Here is a 15,875-nt window from a genome sequence, read left to right on the forward strand (position 1 = left end):
CCTCGCTACCCCTGCGCCGTCAACAGTTCGTGTCGCCATGCAGATTCGGCCTGGGCTGCCGGCGCCACGTCCGCCGTACGGACGGCGGCGCACAGCGGCAGAGGAAGCAGCCGCCTGGTGCGAGTAGTTCCTGCTGCGGGATGAATCATTGACTCGGACGGCTGGCGCACGCGGAACAGCTCGCGGTGGATGGGCGTATCCGCCTCCCGACCGGGGGCATCAGCCCAGCGCGAGCACCAGCGCGACGACCACGGCGGTCGCGAGGGCGATCGCGGCGAGCTTCCCCACCCTCCACCGGGTGCGCGCGGGGGCGGCGGCCTCAGCCCGGGCCGGGCCGCCGGCATGTACCACCATCACCTCGTACAGCGGAAACAGGTCGCTCGCGGTGAAATCGTTCGTGTACCCGCCGTGTTCCAGCGGCTCGCGGAGATCCGGCGCCTGGGAAATCCAGGCTTCGAGCTCCTCCGGCGTCCGCGCTACCGTCCCGGCACGTACCGTTCGGGCGGCCATCTCGCGGGTGGCCGAGCGCACTTCGTCTGGAAAGTGGTACCGCGGCGGTCGCATGGAGCATCTCCTTCCCGGGTTGTCCGGCCGCATGGTACGCGCCGGGCGACCCGGACAGGCAAGAACCCCACCGTGCTGCGACCGACGGCCTGATGAGGTGAGATGCCGTGCATCGCCACGCCTGTCCGCCGCGAAACTGGACCACGGAGCGGGCTTACAACGGAGTTCTTCAGCCGGACTTTCGCTGGCGGAGTGCTGAAGGAGCGGTGTGCCTCGGCTGTTCTCGATCGCGTCGGCAGGCCCGGATCGTGGGAGCCGAGGACCGCCACGGACTGCCCTACCGCCGCAGATACTCGTCCACGTTCCTCGCGAGCACGTCGAGCGGCACGTTGCCGCCCAGGACCACGGTATCGTTGAACGCCTTGAGGTCGTACCTCGCCCCGAGCGCGGCCTGCGCACGCTCGCGCTGCCGGTTGATCTCGCTGTGGCCCACCTTGTAGCCGCACGCCTGTCCCGGCCACGAGCAGTAGCGATCCACCTCGCTGGCCACCTCCAGCGGGTTGGAGCCGTTCACGTCCACGAAGAACCGCACGCCCTGCTCGCGCGTCCACCCCTTGGCGTGCAGTCCGGTATCCACCACCAGGCGGCACGCCCGGAACGCGATCGACTGCAGGTACCCCAGCCGGCCGACGGGATCGCGGTCGTACGCGCCCAGCTCGTCGGCGAGCTGCTCGGCGTAGAGCGCCCAGCCCTCGGAGTACGCGTTGAACGCCAGCATCTGGCGCACCAGCGGCATGTCGTGCGTGTACTCGCCCTGCCAGATGTGGCCGGGGATCGCCTCGTGGAAGGCAAGGTCCGCCAGGCTGTACCTGCTGTGCAGGTCCGTGGTGCGGAGGTTGATCCAGAAGCGGCCGGGGATCTTGCCGTCCACCGACCCGGCGCCGCCGTACGCGGCCGGCGCGCCCGGCTCCTCCTCTGGCGGCAGGCGCTTCACCTCCATGTTCGGGTTGACGACGGTGTTGAACGCCCGCGGCATCTGCGCGCGGATCCACGCCAGCCGCTCGTCGATGAAGCGCCTGATCTCGGCGCGTCCCGCGTCCCCCTCGGCGAACTTGTAGCGCGGATCGTTCGCCAGTGCGTTCATCCGCGCGCCCACGGTGCCCTGCGTGTAGCCGGCTTCCTTCAGGATCGTGTCCATTCGCGCATGCAGCCGCGCCAGCTCGCCGCGGCCCAGCTCGTGTACCTCGTCCGGCGACATCGTGGTGGTGGTCGACGCCTTGAGGGCCCAGCGGTAGAACTCCGCGCCGTGCGGCCGCGTCCCGATGCCCGGATCGTTCGTGGCGACGGCGCGCTGTGCCTCCAGCTCCCGGATCTGGCGGTCCAGCGCCGGCGCGATCTCCTGCGCGGCGATGCGTCGCGCGCGCCCGGCCCAGTCGCCGGGGATGTTGCGCGTCCGCCGCTCCAGCGACTCCACGAGCATCCCGCCAGCGCGCGCGCCCTGCGCGGAGAGGCGCATCTGCGGCAGCGCCTTGTCCAGCAGGAAGGCGGGCGGCACTAGGCCGACCGCGCGCGCCTCCCGCACGCGCTCCAGCTCGCCGTCCAGCTGCCGCGCGTACGACTGAAGCCGCGCGAGGTACGCCTCGGCGTCGGCGGCGTTCTCGACGGTGTGGTCGCTGTCCAGGAAGCGGGGGACGTCCAGGTACGCGCCGACGTTCTGGATGACCACGTACGGCGTGTTGCGCCAGCCGCCGACGGTGATGTCGCCGTAGGGGAGCGCGAATCCCTCGAGCGCCGTCGTGTAGGCGCTGCGGACGACTTCCACGCTGGTCCGCACGGCGTGCGAGAGGCGGCTGGCATCGACGGCCGCGAGCTGGCCCAGGTCCGCGCGCAGCTGCTGCGCCACGCGCCGCTGCCCCGCCGGGGAGCGATCGGCCAGCCGGGCCCGGAGCTCGGCCCGCGCGCCGACATCCAGACCGAGCGAGGTCGCCGACTCCGGGAAGAGGTTCAGGAGGTCGTTGCCGATGCGGTCGAGGAGCACGATCGCGTTCCGGTCGGCGTCGGTCGCGGGGATTGCCGCGGCAGCCGGCGGCGTGCGGGCGCCGCCGCACGCGGAGACGAGCGGCAGCGCGGCGACGGATGCCAGTGCGGCCAGCATCTCCCTGCGCGTGAGGAGTCCGTAGGGGGTCGGATCGTTCGACATCGTCAGGGGCTCGGTTTCAGGCGTTGATGGTTGACCACAATGTGGACTCGCTCGGCCCGATGCGACAGCCTCCCGTGACAAACGCGGCCAGGTGCTCGCTGATCGGCGCCGGCGAAATTAGTCAGGCGTGTGGAATCACCATGCGAGCCGCTTGCGTCCCGCGCATCACGGGCTTATATACAACCATATGGTTTCACATCATTCGCTCAGTGACGCGGAGACCGACCGCGTCTTTCACGCCCTCGCCGATGCGACGCGCCGGGACATCGTCGCGCGGGTGCTGGCGGGGGAGCAGGCGTCGATCTCCGCGCTCGCGGGCCGCTACGAGATGTCGTTCGCGGCGGTGCAGAAGCACGTCGCCGTCCTGGAAGGAGCGGGGCTGGTGACGAAGCAGGCGCAGGGCCGCGAGCGCATCGTCCGCGGCAACCCGGAGCGGATCGCGCGTGCGCGCGAGCTGCTCGCCCAGCTCGAGGAGTTGTGGAAGGCCCGCTTCAGCCAGATCGACGCCCTGTTCTCCGACACCCCTTCCCAGGAGTAACCCATGCCCGTCACCTCCGTCTCCTCCGACGCGAACGCCCTCACCCTCACCGTCATCGGCGACTATCCCGTGCCGGTAGAGCGCCTCTGGGCGGCCTACGCGGACCCGCGGCAGCTGGAACGGTTCTGGGGGCCGGAGACGTGGCCCGCCACCTTTACCCGGCACGACATGGAGGTCGGCGGCCGCTCCGAGTACTACATGACGGGGCCGGATGGGAGCACTCCGCGCGGCTGGTGGCGCTTCGTCGCGGTGGAGCCGGTGCGCCGCATCGAGCTCGAAGACGGCTTCGCGCACGACGACGGCACCCCGAACGACGCGATGCCGAGCATGCGCATGGTCTTCACCTTTGAGCCGACCGCCACCGGCTCCCGCTTCACCAGCGTCACCACCTTCCCCAGCGCAGAGGCGATGCAGCAGTTGGTGGAGATGGGGATGGAGGAGGGTCTGCGCTCGGCGCTCGGACAGCTGGACGGCGTGCTGGCCGAACCCGCCCCGACGGAGCGCGCCGTCTGATCGACGGCAGGCGGAAGGGCCGCGCCCGGCACGGGTTCGGCCCATGCCGCGCAGCCCGCCGGACGCCGCGAGGTGCGCGATCCGGCTGTCCCCGGCCGGAGGCGTCAACAATCCCGAAGCAAGGCTGGAGCATGGCGCGGCGTGCGCCATCGTGGAGGGCCGCGGCAGCCGCGGTCTCTTTCACCCTCCGGGAGAGCATGCCCTTTTTGCCAAGGTGTTCCCCCGCCAGGATTTCTCGATAATCAGAGTTCCACGGTCCTCACGTCTTCCCCGGCGCGCGCTCCAGAGCCGACATAATTTCCTTGCATGTGCCGCGGGCCGTGTGTAGCTTGGCATCCTGGTTCACCGTGCAGGGCATCAGGATTCACACGCCTCATCCGCCGCGCTGTTCGCGGCATTCTCGTGGACTTCCTCCCACGACCCTGAGGGCGGCCGTCCGGTCTCACCGCTACAACAGCCCATCCATCACTGAGCCTGCCTGCCCGCGGCATGCGTCCAATCATAACGAAGGCCGAGATCATCATGCCCAAGCGACACAAACAATCGGTTCCCCACCACGCGGACCTCCTCATCGTAGGTGCCGGAATCGCGGGCCTGTACTGCGCCTGGCGATATCTGGAGAAGCACCCCGGGCACCGCGTGGTCATCGTCGAGCGGCTGAACCGGGCAGGCGGACGCCTGCAGACGGATCTGGTGGAGCTGGAGGCAACCGCTGGCAAGTCCATCGTAGTGCGCGACGAGGAGGGCGGGATGCGCTTCAACTACGACATGGCGGAGCTGATGGCGCTATTCCACAGGTTGGAACTGTGTGATCAGATCGTCCCGTTCCCCATGTCCGGCAACAACAACCGCTACCTTTTCCGCGGCCGGGGCTTCACGTACGAAGAGGCGATGGAGCGGCCCCAGCTGTGGAGCGAGCTGTTCCGCCTGGCCCCTGAGGAGCGGAATCGGCAGCCGGTGAAGCTGCTGGAGGAGGCGTATCACCGCGTGCTGCAGGCCAACAAGGCGGAACCCCCGGAGCACCCCACACCAGAGTTCTGGCAGAAGCTGCGTATCGAGTTCACCTGGAACGGCACGCCGCTCTACCGGTGGCAGCTGTGGGGGCTGCTGCGCGACATGGGCCACAGCGAAGAGTGCTGCGTGATGCTCGCGCAAACCATGGGCTTCGAAGGGCCGTTCTGGTCCACCATGAATGCCGGTGAAGCATTCCAGCTCATGGAAGACTTTCCCCAGAATCCCACCTACTTCACCTTCGAAAAAGGCTACGGCATTCTGACCGACGCCCTGGTGCGGCGGATCGAGGCACGGAAGGGGCAGATCTTCCTGAGTACGAACGTCGACGCCCTCATGGAGCACGAGGGAGGTGGCTTCCAGGCGCAGCTTACCCTGGCCCCGGAACGCGTCGCCGCGTCTGCGACCACCCCCGGCGGCACCAGGGCCACCATCCATGCGCCGCGGATCATCCTGGCCGTGGCCCGCCGGTCACTGGAGACGCTCTTCGCGACATCCCCGGTGCTGAACCAGCGCCACAGCACGAACAAGAAGAACCAGCAGCGGGCCGACCAGCTCTGGAAAGATCTGCAGACCACCACCGAGCAGCGGCTGCTGAAGATCAACGTGTACTTCGAGCGTTCCTGGTGGCAGGAACTGGACGTCCCCGTGGCGTACGGCCCCTCGTTCACCGACCTGCCGGTGAACGCGGTCTATCCCTTCTATTCGCTGCGCGGGGTGAACGAGGACCGCGAAGCCACGGACCCTCCGTCCCCGGCTCTCCCGGCGGCATTGACCATCTACTGCGACTGGAACAACACCAACTTCTGGCAGGGGCTGCAGTCCGTGGGCGAGCTGTTTGATTCGCCGGAGCAGCGCAAGCACAACGCGGCGAAACCGCAGACGATGTTCGCCGCATCCAACGCGGTGGTGGCCGAGGCGCTGCGGCTGTTCAGCGAGCTGTACGGCACGCGTCACGTCCCGCAGCCCATCCTCACCAGCTACCGCCTGTGGGATGGGCAGAGCGACTTCGGGTATGCCGTGCACCAGTGGGGGCTGGATGCCAGGGACGACCAGGTGATCCCGCGTCTGGTTCAGCCGTTCAAGAACATCTACACGTGCAACGAGGCGTATTCCGACATGCAGGGCTGGGTCAATGGGACGCTGCGCTCGGCCGACCTGGTGCTGCAGAAGCTGAAGATCCGCCCGCTCGTCGAGACGGAGCCGAGGTGCGTTGCGCCCTCGACGCCCCCCACCCACGGCCGCCAGCGCGCGGGCGGCCTGTGGGGCATGGCCGTGCGCCCCGCGCGCCGGGCAGCGGACTCGTAACACCCCACGCGCAAAAACCCCGCTGCCCGGCGAGGGGCGCGGGGCCTTCCCCGTCGCGCTACGCGCCGGCGTACCGCTTCGGCCTCGCCCCGACCGCCACACCCTGGTCGGCCCTCGTTCCTCCCTCATTGCAAAGGAAAACCACCATGGCCAGCGACGAGCAACCCGACCGCAGGACCCGCCAGTTTGCTGAGGCCGTCACGCCGCAGCCCATGCCGCTGGAAATGCTGAGCAATCGCGGTGCGCCGCCGCCGCCAAACCTGGGGCCGCTCGAACAACTGTTGGGAGTCTGGACCGCACGGGGCACGGGGTGGAACATGATCGCACTGCCATTTCAAAAGGCTCCCGCGGCTCCCGCGGGATTCAAGTTCCGGTTGCTGATGAACCAGTACGATGAAGATCTTCGCTTCACTTTCGTCGACGACGACGTTCCCAACCGAGGGCTGAAAAGACCCGGCAGCCCCGACTCTGACCAGTTCATCGCCACACTCGATTACCAGCAGAAGATCGCCCAGGTCTTTGCGGAAGACCGGCCTGACAGCGGGGGCCTCGCGGGCAAGCCTGGACTGCCGATCCATCACGAACCCGGATTGTGGCTGTACGAGAAGAATCGCAGGGCCAGGGAGGATCAGATCAAGGGTGACGTAGTATCGGAAGTGGAGCTCGACGTCGCGCGGCTTGCTTCAATCCCGCACGGAAACTCCGTTCTTGCCCTCGGCAGCTCAGGGCGTCACAAGGGAATGCCGCCGATCCCGCCCGTGAGTGGATTGCCATCGGGTCGCTTCGAGGACGTCCTTTCTCCAGACTACGACTTCAAGACCGACCCGTATCTCGAGCCGTACAAGCACTACATCGACCATCCGTTCATGGGAAATGTCACGGTGCCCGGATTTCCCGGATTCAGCCCGGCCGACATGAACGAGATTCTCCGTTTCGCGAACAAGGGCGTGAACATCGTCAGGACCACGACGTTGACCGTGGACACCGATGTGAAGAGCGGCGGGATTTCGAATATCCCCTTCTCGGTTCGAGAAGCGGAGCCGGTCAGCATGAAGTCGACGTTCTGGATTCAGGAGCTCAAAGAGAAGGATGCCCACGGGAAGCCAAGGCTGCGGCTGCAATACTCGCAGGTGGTCATGCTGCACTTCTTCCGTCCCCGCGAGGATGAACTCCCGGGCCGGGTCTCCTGGCCGCATATCAGCATCGCCACCCTGGAGAAGATGCCGGCGGACTATCAACTCATGCAGGCATAATCCGGGTCCACTTGGGTCCGCGGTGCCGTCTCTTGCATTGCCGGCGCCCGTGGCGCAGCAGCCGTGGCAAGCTTCACCACGGCTGCTGCGCTTGTGCCTCAGTCAGGCTGCGCCGGCGTGCTACCTCGGCCGCGCCGCACTTGTTGATCGTCACGCACACCAGCTCGCCCTTGGGATCGCGCACCTTCCCCAGGCTCGCGAGCACCACAAAGGACAGAGATCTCGTCATGATCTACGAGACGCTTCCGAGGCCGTAGCAAAGCGGATGAATGAGCGGGCGAGGTGGAGGCCGGTGGTGGGCTCGTCGAGAACGTAGATGCCGCCCTTGCCGCCCATGTGGGTGGCGAGCTTGAGCCGCTGCCGCTCGCCCGCCGGAGAGGGTGGTGAGCGGTTGGCCGAGCGAGAGGTAGCCGAGCCCCACGTCCGCCATGCGGGAGAGGATCGCGTGGGCGGCCGGGGTTCTTGGCAGGTCGGAGCCAAAGAACTCCCTCGCCTCGGCGACTGACATGGCGAGCACCTGATTGAAGTTCTCGTTCGCGGCGGTGCAGAAGCACGTCGCTGTACTGGAAGGAGCGGGGCTGAGATGGGGATGGAGGAGGGTCTGCGCTCGGCGCTCGGCAACAGAAAGGGCCGAGCCCCCGGATGGGCTCGGCCCTTTTCCCACCTCATCCTCTGCCGCGCCGCTTGCGTGACGTGCAGCGCCCCCGCCATGTGCTCGCCGGAAGGAGCAACTCCACTCGTACGCCCTCCAGGTCATCCATTGCAGGCGCAGCCGCGCCCTTTCGTGCAAGTCGAGCTCTTGCTGATGCAGGAGTCGCCGCACGCCTTCCCCTGCTTGCACACCCTGCAGCACCCGGAGGAGCTGGTGGGCCCGTCCCCGCCCGCGCAGGCCGTTGCGAGCGGGGCGCCGCTGGTGAGCAGGATCGTGGCGAGCAGCGGGATGACGCGGATTCGTCTGCGCATTGTGACTCCTGGATTATCGGATGTCGGATTGGACCCTGCAGTAGAGCCTTGGTCGGCCGCGGCAAAGCCGTTTCCCGGCATCCGCCGTGCTGGCAGGGCACGCTCCTTTCGAGGCGGAGCACGCCGACTGACCCGCCCGGCAACGGAAAGGGCCGAGCCCCGGGAGGGGGTTCGGCCCTTTCTCTCATTTCAGCAGCCCGGCTCACGTTGCGGCGTAGCGTATCGCAGAATTCAGATCGGCCCAGAGGTCCTCCGCATCCTCGATCCCCACGCTGAGCCGCAGGAGCGAAGGCGGAAGGTGTCCCTGCCCCGGGATCGCGGCTCGTCGCTCCATGGTCGACTCCACCGCCCCGAGACTCGTCGCATGGCGGATGAGCCTGACGCGCTGGCAGACGGCATCGGCAAACTCGGCCCCGCCATCCACGTCGAACGCGATGATGGTCCCAAACCCCTTGAGCACGCGCCTGGCGGTCGCATGCGTCGGATGGGACGGCAGGCCCGGGTACCGCACACGCGCAACCAGCGGATGCGCGGCAAGCCGCTCCGCGAGCAACATGGCCGTCTGCTGCGCCCGTTGCAGGCGAATCGCGAGCGTCCTCGCGCCGCGAACGGCCAGATAAGCTTCGAGCGTTCCGGGTGTCGCGCCGTTCAGCTCGCGAGACCTCCTGAGCGCGTGCCACAACGCATCTTCCCGCGTCGTGGCGACCCCGGCCAGCAGGTCGGAGTGCCCGCCGATGAACTTGGTCGCCGACTGCAGAGACACCGTGGCACCGAGCTCCAGCGGCTGCTGATTGAGAGGCGTGGCGAAGGTATTGTCCACCGCTACGATCGCCCACGGCTTGCGCGGCGCCGCGCAGACCGCTTCCAAGTCCGCGACGGTCAGCAGCGGGTTCGAGGGCGATTCCAGCCAGATCAGGTCGGCCTCCCCGCAGGCGCGGATCCACCCGGCCGTGTCTTCCACCGCCACGCGCTGCACCGACCAGCGCCCGCGTTCAGCGCCCGCGGCCACCAGCCCCCCGACGCCCTGGTAGCAATCATCCGGCAGCACCACGACGGCGCCCGCCGAAAGCTGGTCGAACACCGCGGCGATTGCCGCCATGCCGGAGGAAAACGCAACCGCCCTCCCGGCCTCCAGCCCGCCGATCACCTCTTCGAGCGCTTCCCAGGTCGGCGTGCCGTCATCACGCGAGTAGTCGCGCCCGCTACCGATGATGAAGTTCGACGCCGGCACCAGCGGCACGTTCAGCGGAGCGCCGGGCTCGGCCCCGCGCCCCGCCGAGACGAGCCACGATTCCGGCTTGACTCCAATTGGGTGCTTCTCCATTCCTTCCTCACAGACGGGACGAGCCATTGCGCGAAACCAGCGAGAAGCAAAAAGCCCCACGCCACGACTCGCCCTCGAGCCTGGTGTGGGGCCGTCCCCACGTGCGTATCGGGAGAGACGGGGCCGTCCCCGCTCTGTACGTGTGTGGGGTAACCTACACGGGTGATCGCGTTTACGTCAACTCGCCCCAGTCAAGCATGCGCATGGTCTTCACCTTCGAGCCGACCCCCACCGGCTCCCGCTTCACCAGCGTCACCACCTTCCCCAGCGCCGAAGCGATGCAGCAGCTCGTGGAGATGGGATGGAGGAGGGGCTGCGCTCGGCTTTCGGACAGCTGGACGGCGTGCTAGCCGAACCCGCCCCCGTTGCCGCGGCGCGCACCGGCTGATCCGCGCGCGGCAACGGAAAGGGCCGAACCCCGGGAGGATGGGATTCGGCCCTTTCATCTTATTCTGCCGCGCGACCGCGTTGTATACTCACTCCCCGGGATCGGGCTCTTTGCCAAACCAGAGCATTGCGAACCCCTCATGCACGTCGGCGCCGATCGCCCGCCAGGGGGACGTCCAGATATCGCGGCTCAGGATCACGTCGTTGTGCGCGGGGCTCGAACGCCAGCTCTGGAGTGCCTCATCGGGACTGGTGACTCCTACTGCCGAGTTCTCGTACCCCTGGCCAGGGTATCGGGTGAGCTCGCGCGGCTTGTTCCACATGCATGCCGCTCGGGCGTGATTTGGGGTGTAGCAGCAGGGTGTCCACTGCCCGCGGGCGCTCCAACTATGCAAGTTGCACCCGGGCGCGGCATGCGGCGCGTTCTGAGCCAGGTCGCGCGTGTGCGTCGCGGCGACCGTGCATAGCGACGGCGAGGCGGGGATGGCCGGGAGACCGTTCTCCGCGCGATAGGCGTTCACCATCCCGATCAGCTGGAGTCCCACCGGCGAGCAGCCCGTCAGCGGAATAGCCCCGCGAGGCCGAGTGGACTGCGCATCGGTGCTCCCCCCGCGAGGAGCGGAGGGCGTTACCGTCGTGCCACCCCTTTCACCAGGGCTCCAGTACCCACCGGCCACTACGCAGCCGCCACTGAACACGCCCAGTACCGCCGCAAGCGCAGACCAACGCCTCACGCAGAACGGAGATCGCAGCCAGGTCATGTGCGTACCTGAAGGAAAGGGTTGTGGAGGCGAAAAGCTACTCGCAGCCCGCCCGCTCCTTCTGCGGCAAACTTCAAGCCGATGGGAAGCGGCGGTATTTTCCTCTAGCGATTTCCCGAGTCGAGATCGGCCCTTAGGTCGTTGGGCCCACTAACGATCACCCGCGACGTAGCCCTCCAGGTGCTCGCCGGAAGGAGCAGGTCGACCCTCGTACGCCCACCTGGGTTATTCGTTGCAGGCGTAGCCGCGTCGTTTTGGAGCATGTCGAACTCGCTGATGTAGGAGTCGGGAGGGAACGCCAGGGTCCGCCGGCGTACCACCTCGCTGCCCCTGGCGACCAACCCCACAGGCAGTGGCGGGTAGGGACACGATTTTATTTTTCGTCCCAATAGTGTCCCACTCCGATGATGCGATGCCGGAGAGCACACCACGTAAACTCTGTCGTCTCCCGCATTTGCCGCCATGGTACGGGCGCAGTATCTGCGGCACGTGCCTGGCGTCGTGCGAGCGCGGGCGCATCATCGTAATCCCCTTGGCGCCCTCCTTCTCCGCCCCGGTTGGACTATTCCCGGAGGATCCATCATGCGCACACCGTCACTATTCGCCGTACGTCCATTCCCCCGAGGTCGGTCGACCCATCCCGTGCCTCCGGGCACACCTGGGAACCGGGCGCGCGCTCACGGCGGACCGCTCTTCGTCATGGCATGGCTGCTGGTGCTGTCCAGCGCTTCGCTCCACGGCCAGGCGCCGACACGCCCGTTTGATCCACTCACCCCCGCCGAGCGCGCCGCGGCCGAGCGGATCGCGCGCAGTGATTCGGGCGTCCATCGCCTGCTCGGCGGCCGGCCCGCGGACATCGCCACCATTCAGCTCTTCGTCCCCAAGCCTCCCGATGACGGCCGACCGCTGACGGCTCATGTGAACGGAATGGGCCGTAGCGCGGACCTGGTGTTGAGTACGCTGGAGGGGCCGCACGTCGGCGTATGGGTGCGTGTGGACACACGCGCGGGCCGTGTCGAGGACGTTCGCCAGCTCACGGCGGACTCCGTCGGCGGGTCGATCCGGGTGCCGTTCGCGCCACGTGAGGTGGAGCGGGCCGGAGCACTGGTGCGGGCCAGCGAGGAAGGCCGCCGGCGGCTCGGCGCGGACGCCGCGGGATGGGTGCTCGAGTACCGTCCGGTGGGAGGCGGCGATCTTGGCCAACCCTGCTTCCGAAATCGGTGCGTGGCCGTGCTATTCCGGCGCGACCGCACCTACCTGCGTTCCTACGCGCTCGTAAACCTGGAGACCTCCACGGTCGCCTTCCGGGACGGTGTCCAGTGAAACGCGCGCTGTGCACCCTGGCAATCGCGGCGCCGCTGCTCTTCGCGAGCTGCAAGGTCTTGCCCCCCGCGGCGCAGCCCCGCCCGGTGATGTGCTCCAACTCCAGCTTCGCCTCGCAGACCGTTACCAGCGGGGGGGGCCAGCAGACGCATTGGTCCGTCTGCTTCAGTGACCTGGGCGTACAGGGGCTGGGGATCACCGGCGCCATTTTCCAGCCCTCGGCAAACGCGACCCCCGTGACGGTCCTGTGGGAAGGACGGTTCGCCGACGTGTTCGTTCCCTATCACAACGGCGACCCCACCTTTCGCTTTCACGACCTGCAGTGGGGTTATCTGCTCCCGCTCACGGCGGCCGACTGCCCCGCCAGCGAGGGCGGCACGCTGCGCACGTTCCCCAACGAAACGAGTCCGCGGGTATGCGAGGAAATCCGTTCCACCGGTGTGGCGTGGCGTGATGCGACCGGGGTTCGGCGCGGCAGCGAGTTGGTGCTGTGGGGCCTCTACGACATGGGAAACTACAAGATGATCATGGAGTGGAGCTTTCGGGAGGACGGCGTCCTCGTGGGGCGCGCCGGCGCTACGGGTATCAATTCGCCCACCTACCCGTGGGTGGCACACATGCACAACGTGCTCTGGCGCCTGGATGTGGACGTGGCTGGCAGTGACCATGACCGCGCCGCGCTCAAGACGCACTCGGAGACGGGGGGGCTCACCGCGACAGACCTGGAGCAGACCGTCACTCACGAGGCGGGGTTCACGTGGCAGGCGTCCGCGTTCACGGGTATGCTCGTCGAGGACGGCGTGCGCCAGAATGCCCGCTCCCACTCCACGGGATACGTGCTCGTCCCGTTGCGCACGGGAACGGCGAAGCACCAGGAGCCTTTTACGCACCAGAACCTCTGGGTAACGCTGTATAACCACGCCAGCGCCTCCAACTGCGGCGGGGTGCCGGAGATCCTGTGGGACCTCCCCTGCTATGCCAACGCGCAGCCGGTGAATGATGCCGACGTGATCCTCTGGTACATGGGCTCGGTGCATCATCATCCCCGCGACGAGGACGGAATGGCCAGCGAGGGCGATCCGGACACGCCTACCGACAACACGTTCACCGGCGTGACCCCGGTGATGTGGACGGGGTTCATGCTCATGCCCCACAACCTCTTCAACGGGCCGCCGCACTGGCCGTAAGCCGCGGGTTACTCGCGAGCTACACGACCCTTCTTTAGCGTACTGCGGCAAATACTCTTTGGGTGGGGAGCGCAGGCGCATTCAGCGAGACGGGGCCACCTCCGCAGGGCTGCCCACGTACGCCGCCAGGTGCTCGCCGGTCAGCGTGGACCGCGCGGCGACGAGGTCGGCGGGGGTGCCTTCGAAGACGATGCGGCCGCCATCGTGGCCGGCGCCGGGGCCCAGGTCGATGATCCAGTCGGCGTGGGCCATCACGGCCTGGTGGTGCTCGATGACGATGACGGACTTGCCGGCGTCCACCAGGCGGTCGAGGAGGGCGAGGAGGTGCTCGACGTCGGCGAGGTGGAGGCCGGTGGTGGGCTCGTCGAGCACGTAGATGCCGCCCTTGCCGCCCATGTGGGTGGCGAGCTTGAGCCGCTGCCGCTCGCCGCCGGAGAGGGTGGTGAGCGGCTGGCCGAGCGAGAGGTAGCCGAGCCCCACGTCCTCCATGCGGGAGAGGATCGCGTGGGCGGCCGGGGTCTTCGCCGGGCCGGCGCCAAAGAACTCCCGCGCCTCGGCCACGGACATGGCGAGCACCTGGCTGATGTCCTTGCCGCCGAGCCTGTACTCGAGCACCGCGGCCTGGAACCGCTTCCCTTCGCACTCCTCGCACACCGTGGCGACGCCGGCCATCATCGCCAGGTCGGTGTAGATGACGCCGGCGCCGTTGCAGGTAGGGCAGGCGCCCTCGGAGTTCGGGCTGAAGAGCGCCGGCTTCACCCCGTTCTCCTTTGCGAACGCCTTTCGGATCGGCTCCAGCAGGTCCGTGTACGTGGCCGGGTTGCTGCGCCGCGAGCCGCGGATGGGCGTCTGATCGACCGACACCACCCCGGCCGATGCGGGGATGGAGCCGTGGATCAGCGAGCTCTTTCCCGAGCCCGCCACGCCCGTGACCACGCAGAGCACCCCGAGCGGGACGTCGACGTCCACGCCCCGCAGGTTGTGACGGGTGGCGCCGCGGATCTGCAGCTTGCCGGTGGGGGTGCGGACCTTCTCCTTGAGCGACGTCCGGTCGTCCAGATGGCGGCCGGTGAGGGTGCCGCTCGCCCGCAGCCCCTCGACGGACCCCTCGAACACCACCTCGCCGCCGGCCGACCCCGCGCGGGGGCCGAGATCCACGACGTGGTCGGCGATGGCGATCGTCTCCGGCTCGTGCTCCACCACGAGCACCGTGTTCCCCTTGTCGCGCAGCCGCAGCAGCAGGTCGTTCATCCGCCGCACGTCGTGGGGGTGCAGGCCGGTGGTGGGCTCGTCGAAGACGTAGGTGACGTCGGTGAGCGATGACCCCAGGTGGCGGATCATCTTGACGCGCTGCCCCTCGCCGCCCGACAGCGTGCCCGACGGCCGGTCCAGCGAGAGGTAGCCCAGCCCGATCTCCACGAACGAATCGAGCGTCTGCTGCAGCGTGGCGAGCAGCGGCGCCACGGACGGCTCGTCCAGCCCGCGCACCCACTCGGCCAGGTCGCTGATCTGCATCGCGCACGCGTCGGCGATGCTGATCCCCCTGATCTTCGAAGAGCGCGCCGCCTCGCTGAGCCGAGTGCCGCCGCAGCCCGGGCAGGTGGTGAAGGTGACGGCCCGCTCCACGAAGGCGCGGAGGTGCGGCTGCAGCGAGTCGATGTCCTTGGAGAGCATCGACTTCTGGATCTTGGGGATCAGCCCCTCGTAGGTGAGGTTGATGCCGTCGACCTTGATCCTGGTGGGCTCCTTGTGGAGGAGCGCGTGCAGCTCCTTCTTGTTGAAGTCGCGGATCGGCTTGTCGGGATCGAAGAAGCCGCAGCCGGTGAAGATGCGCCCGTACCACCCTTCCATGCTGAAGCCCGGGATGGTGAGCGCGCCCCCGCTGAGCGACTTGCTGTCGTCGTACAGCGCCGTCAGGTCGATGTCGTTGACCGCACCGCGCCCCTCGCAGCGCGGGCACATCCCGCCGGTGATGCTGAAGCTGCGGCGCTCCTTGACCGTCTCTCCGCCGCGCTCGAGCGTCACCGCGCCCGTTCCGCTGATGGAGGCGACGTTGAACGAGAACGCCTGCGGCGAGCCGATGTGCGGCTGCCCCAGGCGGCTGAAGAGGATGCGCAGCATCGCGTTCGCATCGGTGGCGGTGCCCACCGTGGAGCGGGCGTTGGCCCCCATCCGCTCCTGGTCGATGATGATGGCCGTCGTCAGACCGTCGAGCACGTCGGCGTCCGGCCGCGCCAGGGTGGGCATGAAGCCCTGCACGAAGGCGCTGTACGTCTCGTTGATCATCCGCTGCGACTCCGCGGCGATCGTCCCGAACACCAGCGAGCTCTTGCCGGAGCCCGAGACGCCGGTGAACACCGTCAGCCGGCGCTTCGGCAGCTGGACGCTGACGTCCTTGAGGTTGTTCACGCGCGCGCCGTGCACGCGGATCAGGTCGTGGCGGTCGGCGGCGTGCGGCTGCATGGCGTCGCTCATCGTATCTCCGAGCAAAAAAAGCCTCACACAGAGACACAGAGCGAAAGGCGAGGGCACAGAGAACCCCTCACGTTGTTCTTTCGGTTTACTCTGTGGCTCTGTGTGAGGCCATCCGTTCTCATTGCTTG

The 15,875-nt window shown here is 67.8% G+C and carries 13 protein-coding genes; 7 read left to right on the plus strand and 6 right to left on the minus strand.

Annotated features, from left to right (window positions below; translation table 11 throughout):
• Nucleotides 1–219: 219 nt before the first annotated feature.
• Nucleotides 220–564, minus strand: coding sequence for a hypothetical protein (locus VF584_19950; protein ID HEX8212460.1), 345 nt, complete (start codon nucleotides 562–564; stop codon nucleotides 220–222).
• Nucleotides 565–841: 277 nt separating this feature from the next.
• Complete coding sequence (locus VF584_19955; protein ID HEX8212461.1) at nucleotides 842–2,704, minus strand: DUF885 domain-containing protein; 1,863 nt, start codon at nucleotides 2,702–2,704, stop codon at nucleotides 842–844.
• A 187-nt stretch (nucleotides 2,705–2,891) separates the two neighbouring features.
• Here VF584_19955 and VF584_19960 point away from each other — a divergent pair, with 187 nt between their 5' ends.
• From VF584_19960 to VF584_19975, 4 genes are all read left to right on the plus strand, one after another.
• The gene (locus tag VF584_19960; protein ID HEX8212462.1) at nucleotides 2,892–3,242 is read left to right on the plus strand and encodes a metalloregulator ArsR/SmtB family transcription factor; all 351 of its coding nucleotides are present in this window, start codon (nucleotides 2,892–2,894) and stop codon (nucleotides 3,240–3,242) included.
• Between the two features lie 3 nt (nucleotides 3,243–3,245).
• Nucleotides 3,246–3,755: an SRPBCC domain-containing protein gene (locus tag VF584_19965; protein ID HEX8212463.1), complete on the plus strand. Its 510-nt coding sequence runs from the start codon at nucleotides 3,246–3,248 to the stop codon at nucleotides 3,753–3,755.
• Between the two features lie 522 nt (nucleotides 3,756–4,277).
• Entirely contained in the window at nucleotides 4,278–6,074 is a 1,797-nt protein-coding gene (locus VF584_19970) for an FAD-dependent oxidoreductase (protein HEX8212464.1), read from the plus strand.
• A 146-nt stretch (nucleotides 6,075–6,220) separates the two neighbouring features.
• The gene (locus VF584_19975) at nucleotides 6,221–7,327 is read left to right on the plus strand and encodes a heme-binding protein (GenBank protein HEX8212465.1); all 1,107 of its coding nucleotides are present in this window, start codon (nucleotides 6,221–6,223) and stop codon (nucleotides 7,325–7,327) included.
• 73 nt (nucleotides 7,328–7,400) lie between these two features.
• On the opposite strand, the gene VF584_19980 is transcribed toward VF584_19975, so the two are convergent.
• The 3 genes from VF584_19980 to VF584_19990 form a co-directional block, all read right to left on the minus strand.
• The gene (locus VF584_19980) at nucleotides 7,401–7,556 is read right to left on the minus strand and encodes a hypothetical protein (GenBank protein HEX8212466.1); all 156 of its coding nucleotides are present in this window, start codon (nucleotides 7,554–7,556) and stop codon (nucleotides 7,401–7,403) included.
• A gap of 524 nt (nucleotides 7,557–8,080) precedes the next feature.
• On the minus strand, nucleotides 8,081–8,290 hold the full coding sequence (locus VF584_19985; GenBank protein HEX8212467.1) for a hypothetical protein: 210 nt from the start codon (nucleotides 8,288–8,290) through the stop codon (nucleotides 8,081–8,083).
• Nucleotides 8,291–8,492: 202 nt separating this feature from the next.
• Entirely contained in the window at nucleotides 8,493–9,614 is a 1,122-nt protein-coding gene (locus VF584_19990; protein HEX8212468.1) for a PLP-dependent transferase, read from the minus strand.
• A gap of 197 nt (nucleotides 9,615–9,811) precedes the next feature.
• On the opposite strand from VF584_19990, the gene VF584_19995 reads away from it, so the two are divergent.
• The 3 genes from VF584_19995 to VF584_20005 all read left to right on the plus strand — a co-directional run bounded on the left by VF584_19995 (nucleotide 9,812) and on the right by VF584_20005 (nucleotide 13,272).
• The gene (locus tag VF584_19995) at nucleotides 9,812–9,964 is read left to right on the plus strand and encodes a hypothetical protein (GenBank protein HEX8212469.1); all 153 of its coding nucleotides are present in this window, start codon (nucleotides 9,812–9,814) and stop codon (nucleotides 9,962–9,964) included.
• A 1,497-nt stretch (nucleotides 9,965–11,461) separates the two neighbouring features.
• The gene (locus tag VF584_20000; protein ID HEX8212470.1) at nucleotides 11,462–12,085 is read left to right on the plus strand and encodes a hypothetical protein; all 624 of its coding nucleotides are present in this window, start codon (nucleotides 11,462–11,464) and stop codon (nucleotides 12,083–12,085) included.
• Entirely contained in the window at nucleotides 12,082–13,272 is a 1,191-nt protein-coding gene (locus VF584_20005) for a hypothetical protein (protein HEX8212471.1), read from the plus strand. The genes VF584_20000 and VF584_20005 overlap by 4 nt, the downstream gene beginning before the upstream one ends.
• Before the next feature lie 81 nt (nucleotides 13,273–13,353).
• On the opposite strand, the gene VF584_20010 is transcribed toward VF584_20005, so the two are convergent.
• Entirely contained in the window at nucleotides 13,354–15,747 is a 2,394-nt protein-coding gene (locus VF584_20010) for an excinuclease ABC subunit UvrA (GenBank protein ID HEX8212472.1), read from the minus strand.
• Nucleotides 15,748–15,875: the final 128 nt, after the last annotated feature.

This window comes from Longimicrobium sp., assembly GCA_036389135.1.
In the GTDB taxonomy this organism is placed as follows: domain Bacteria; phylum Gemmatimonadota; class Gemmatimonadetes; order Longimicrobiales; family Longimicrobiaceae; genus Longimicrobium.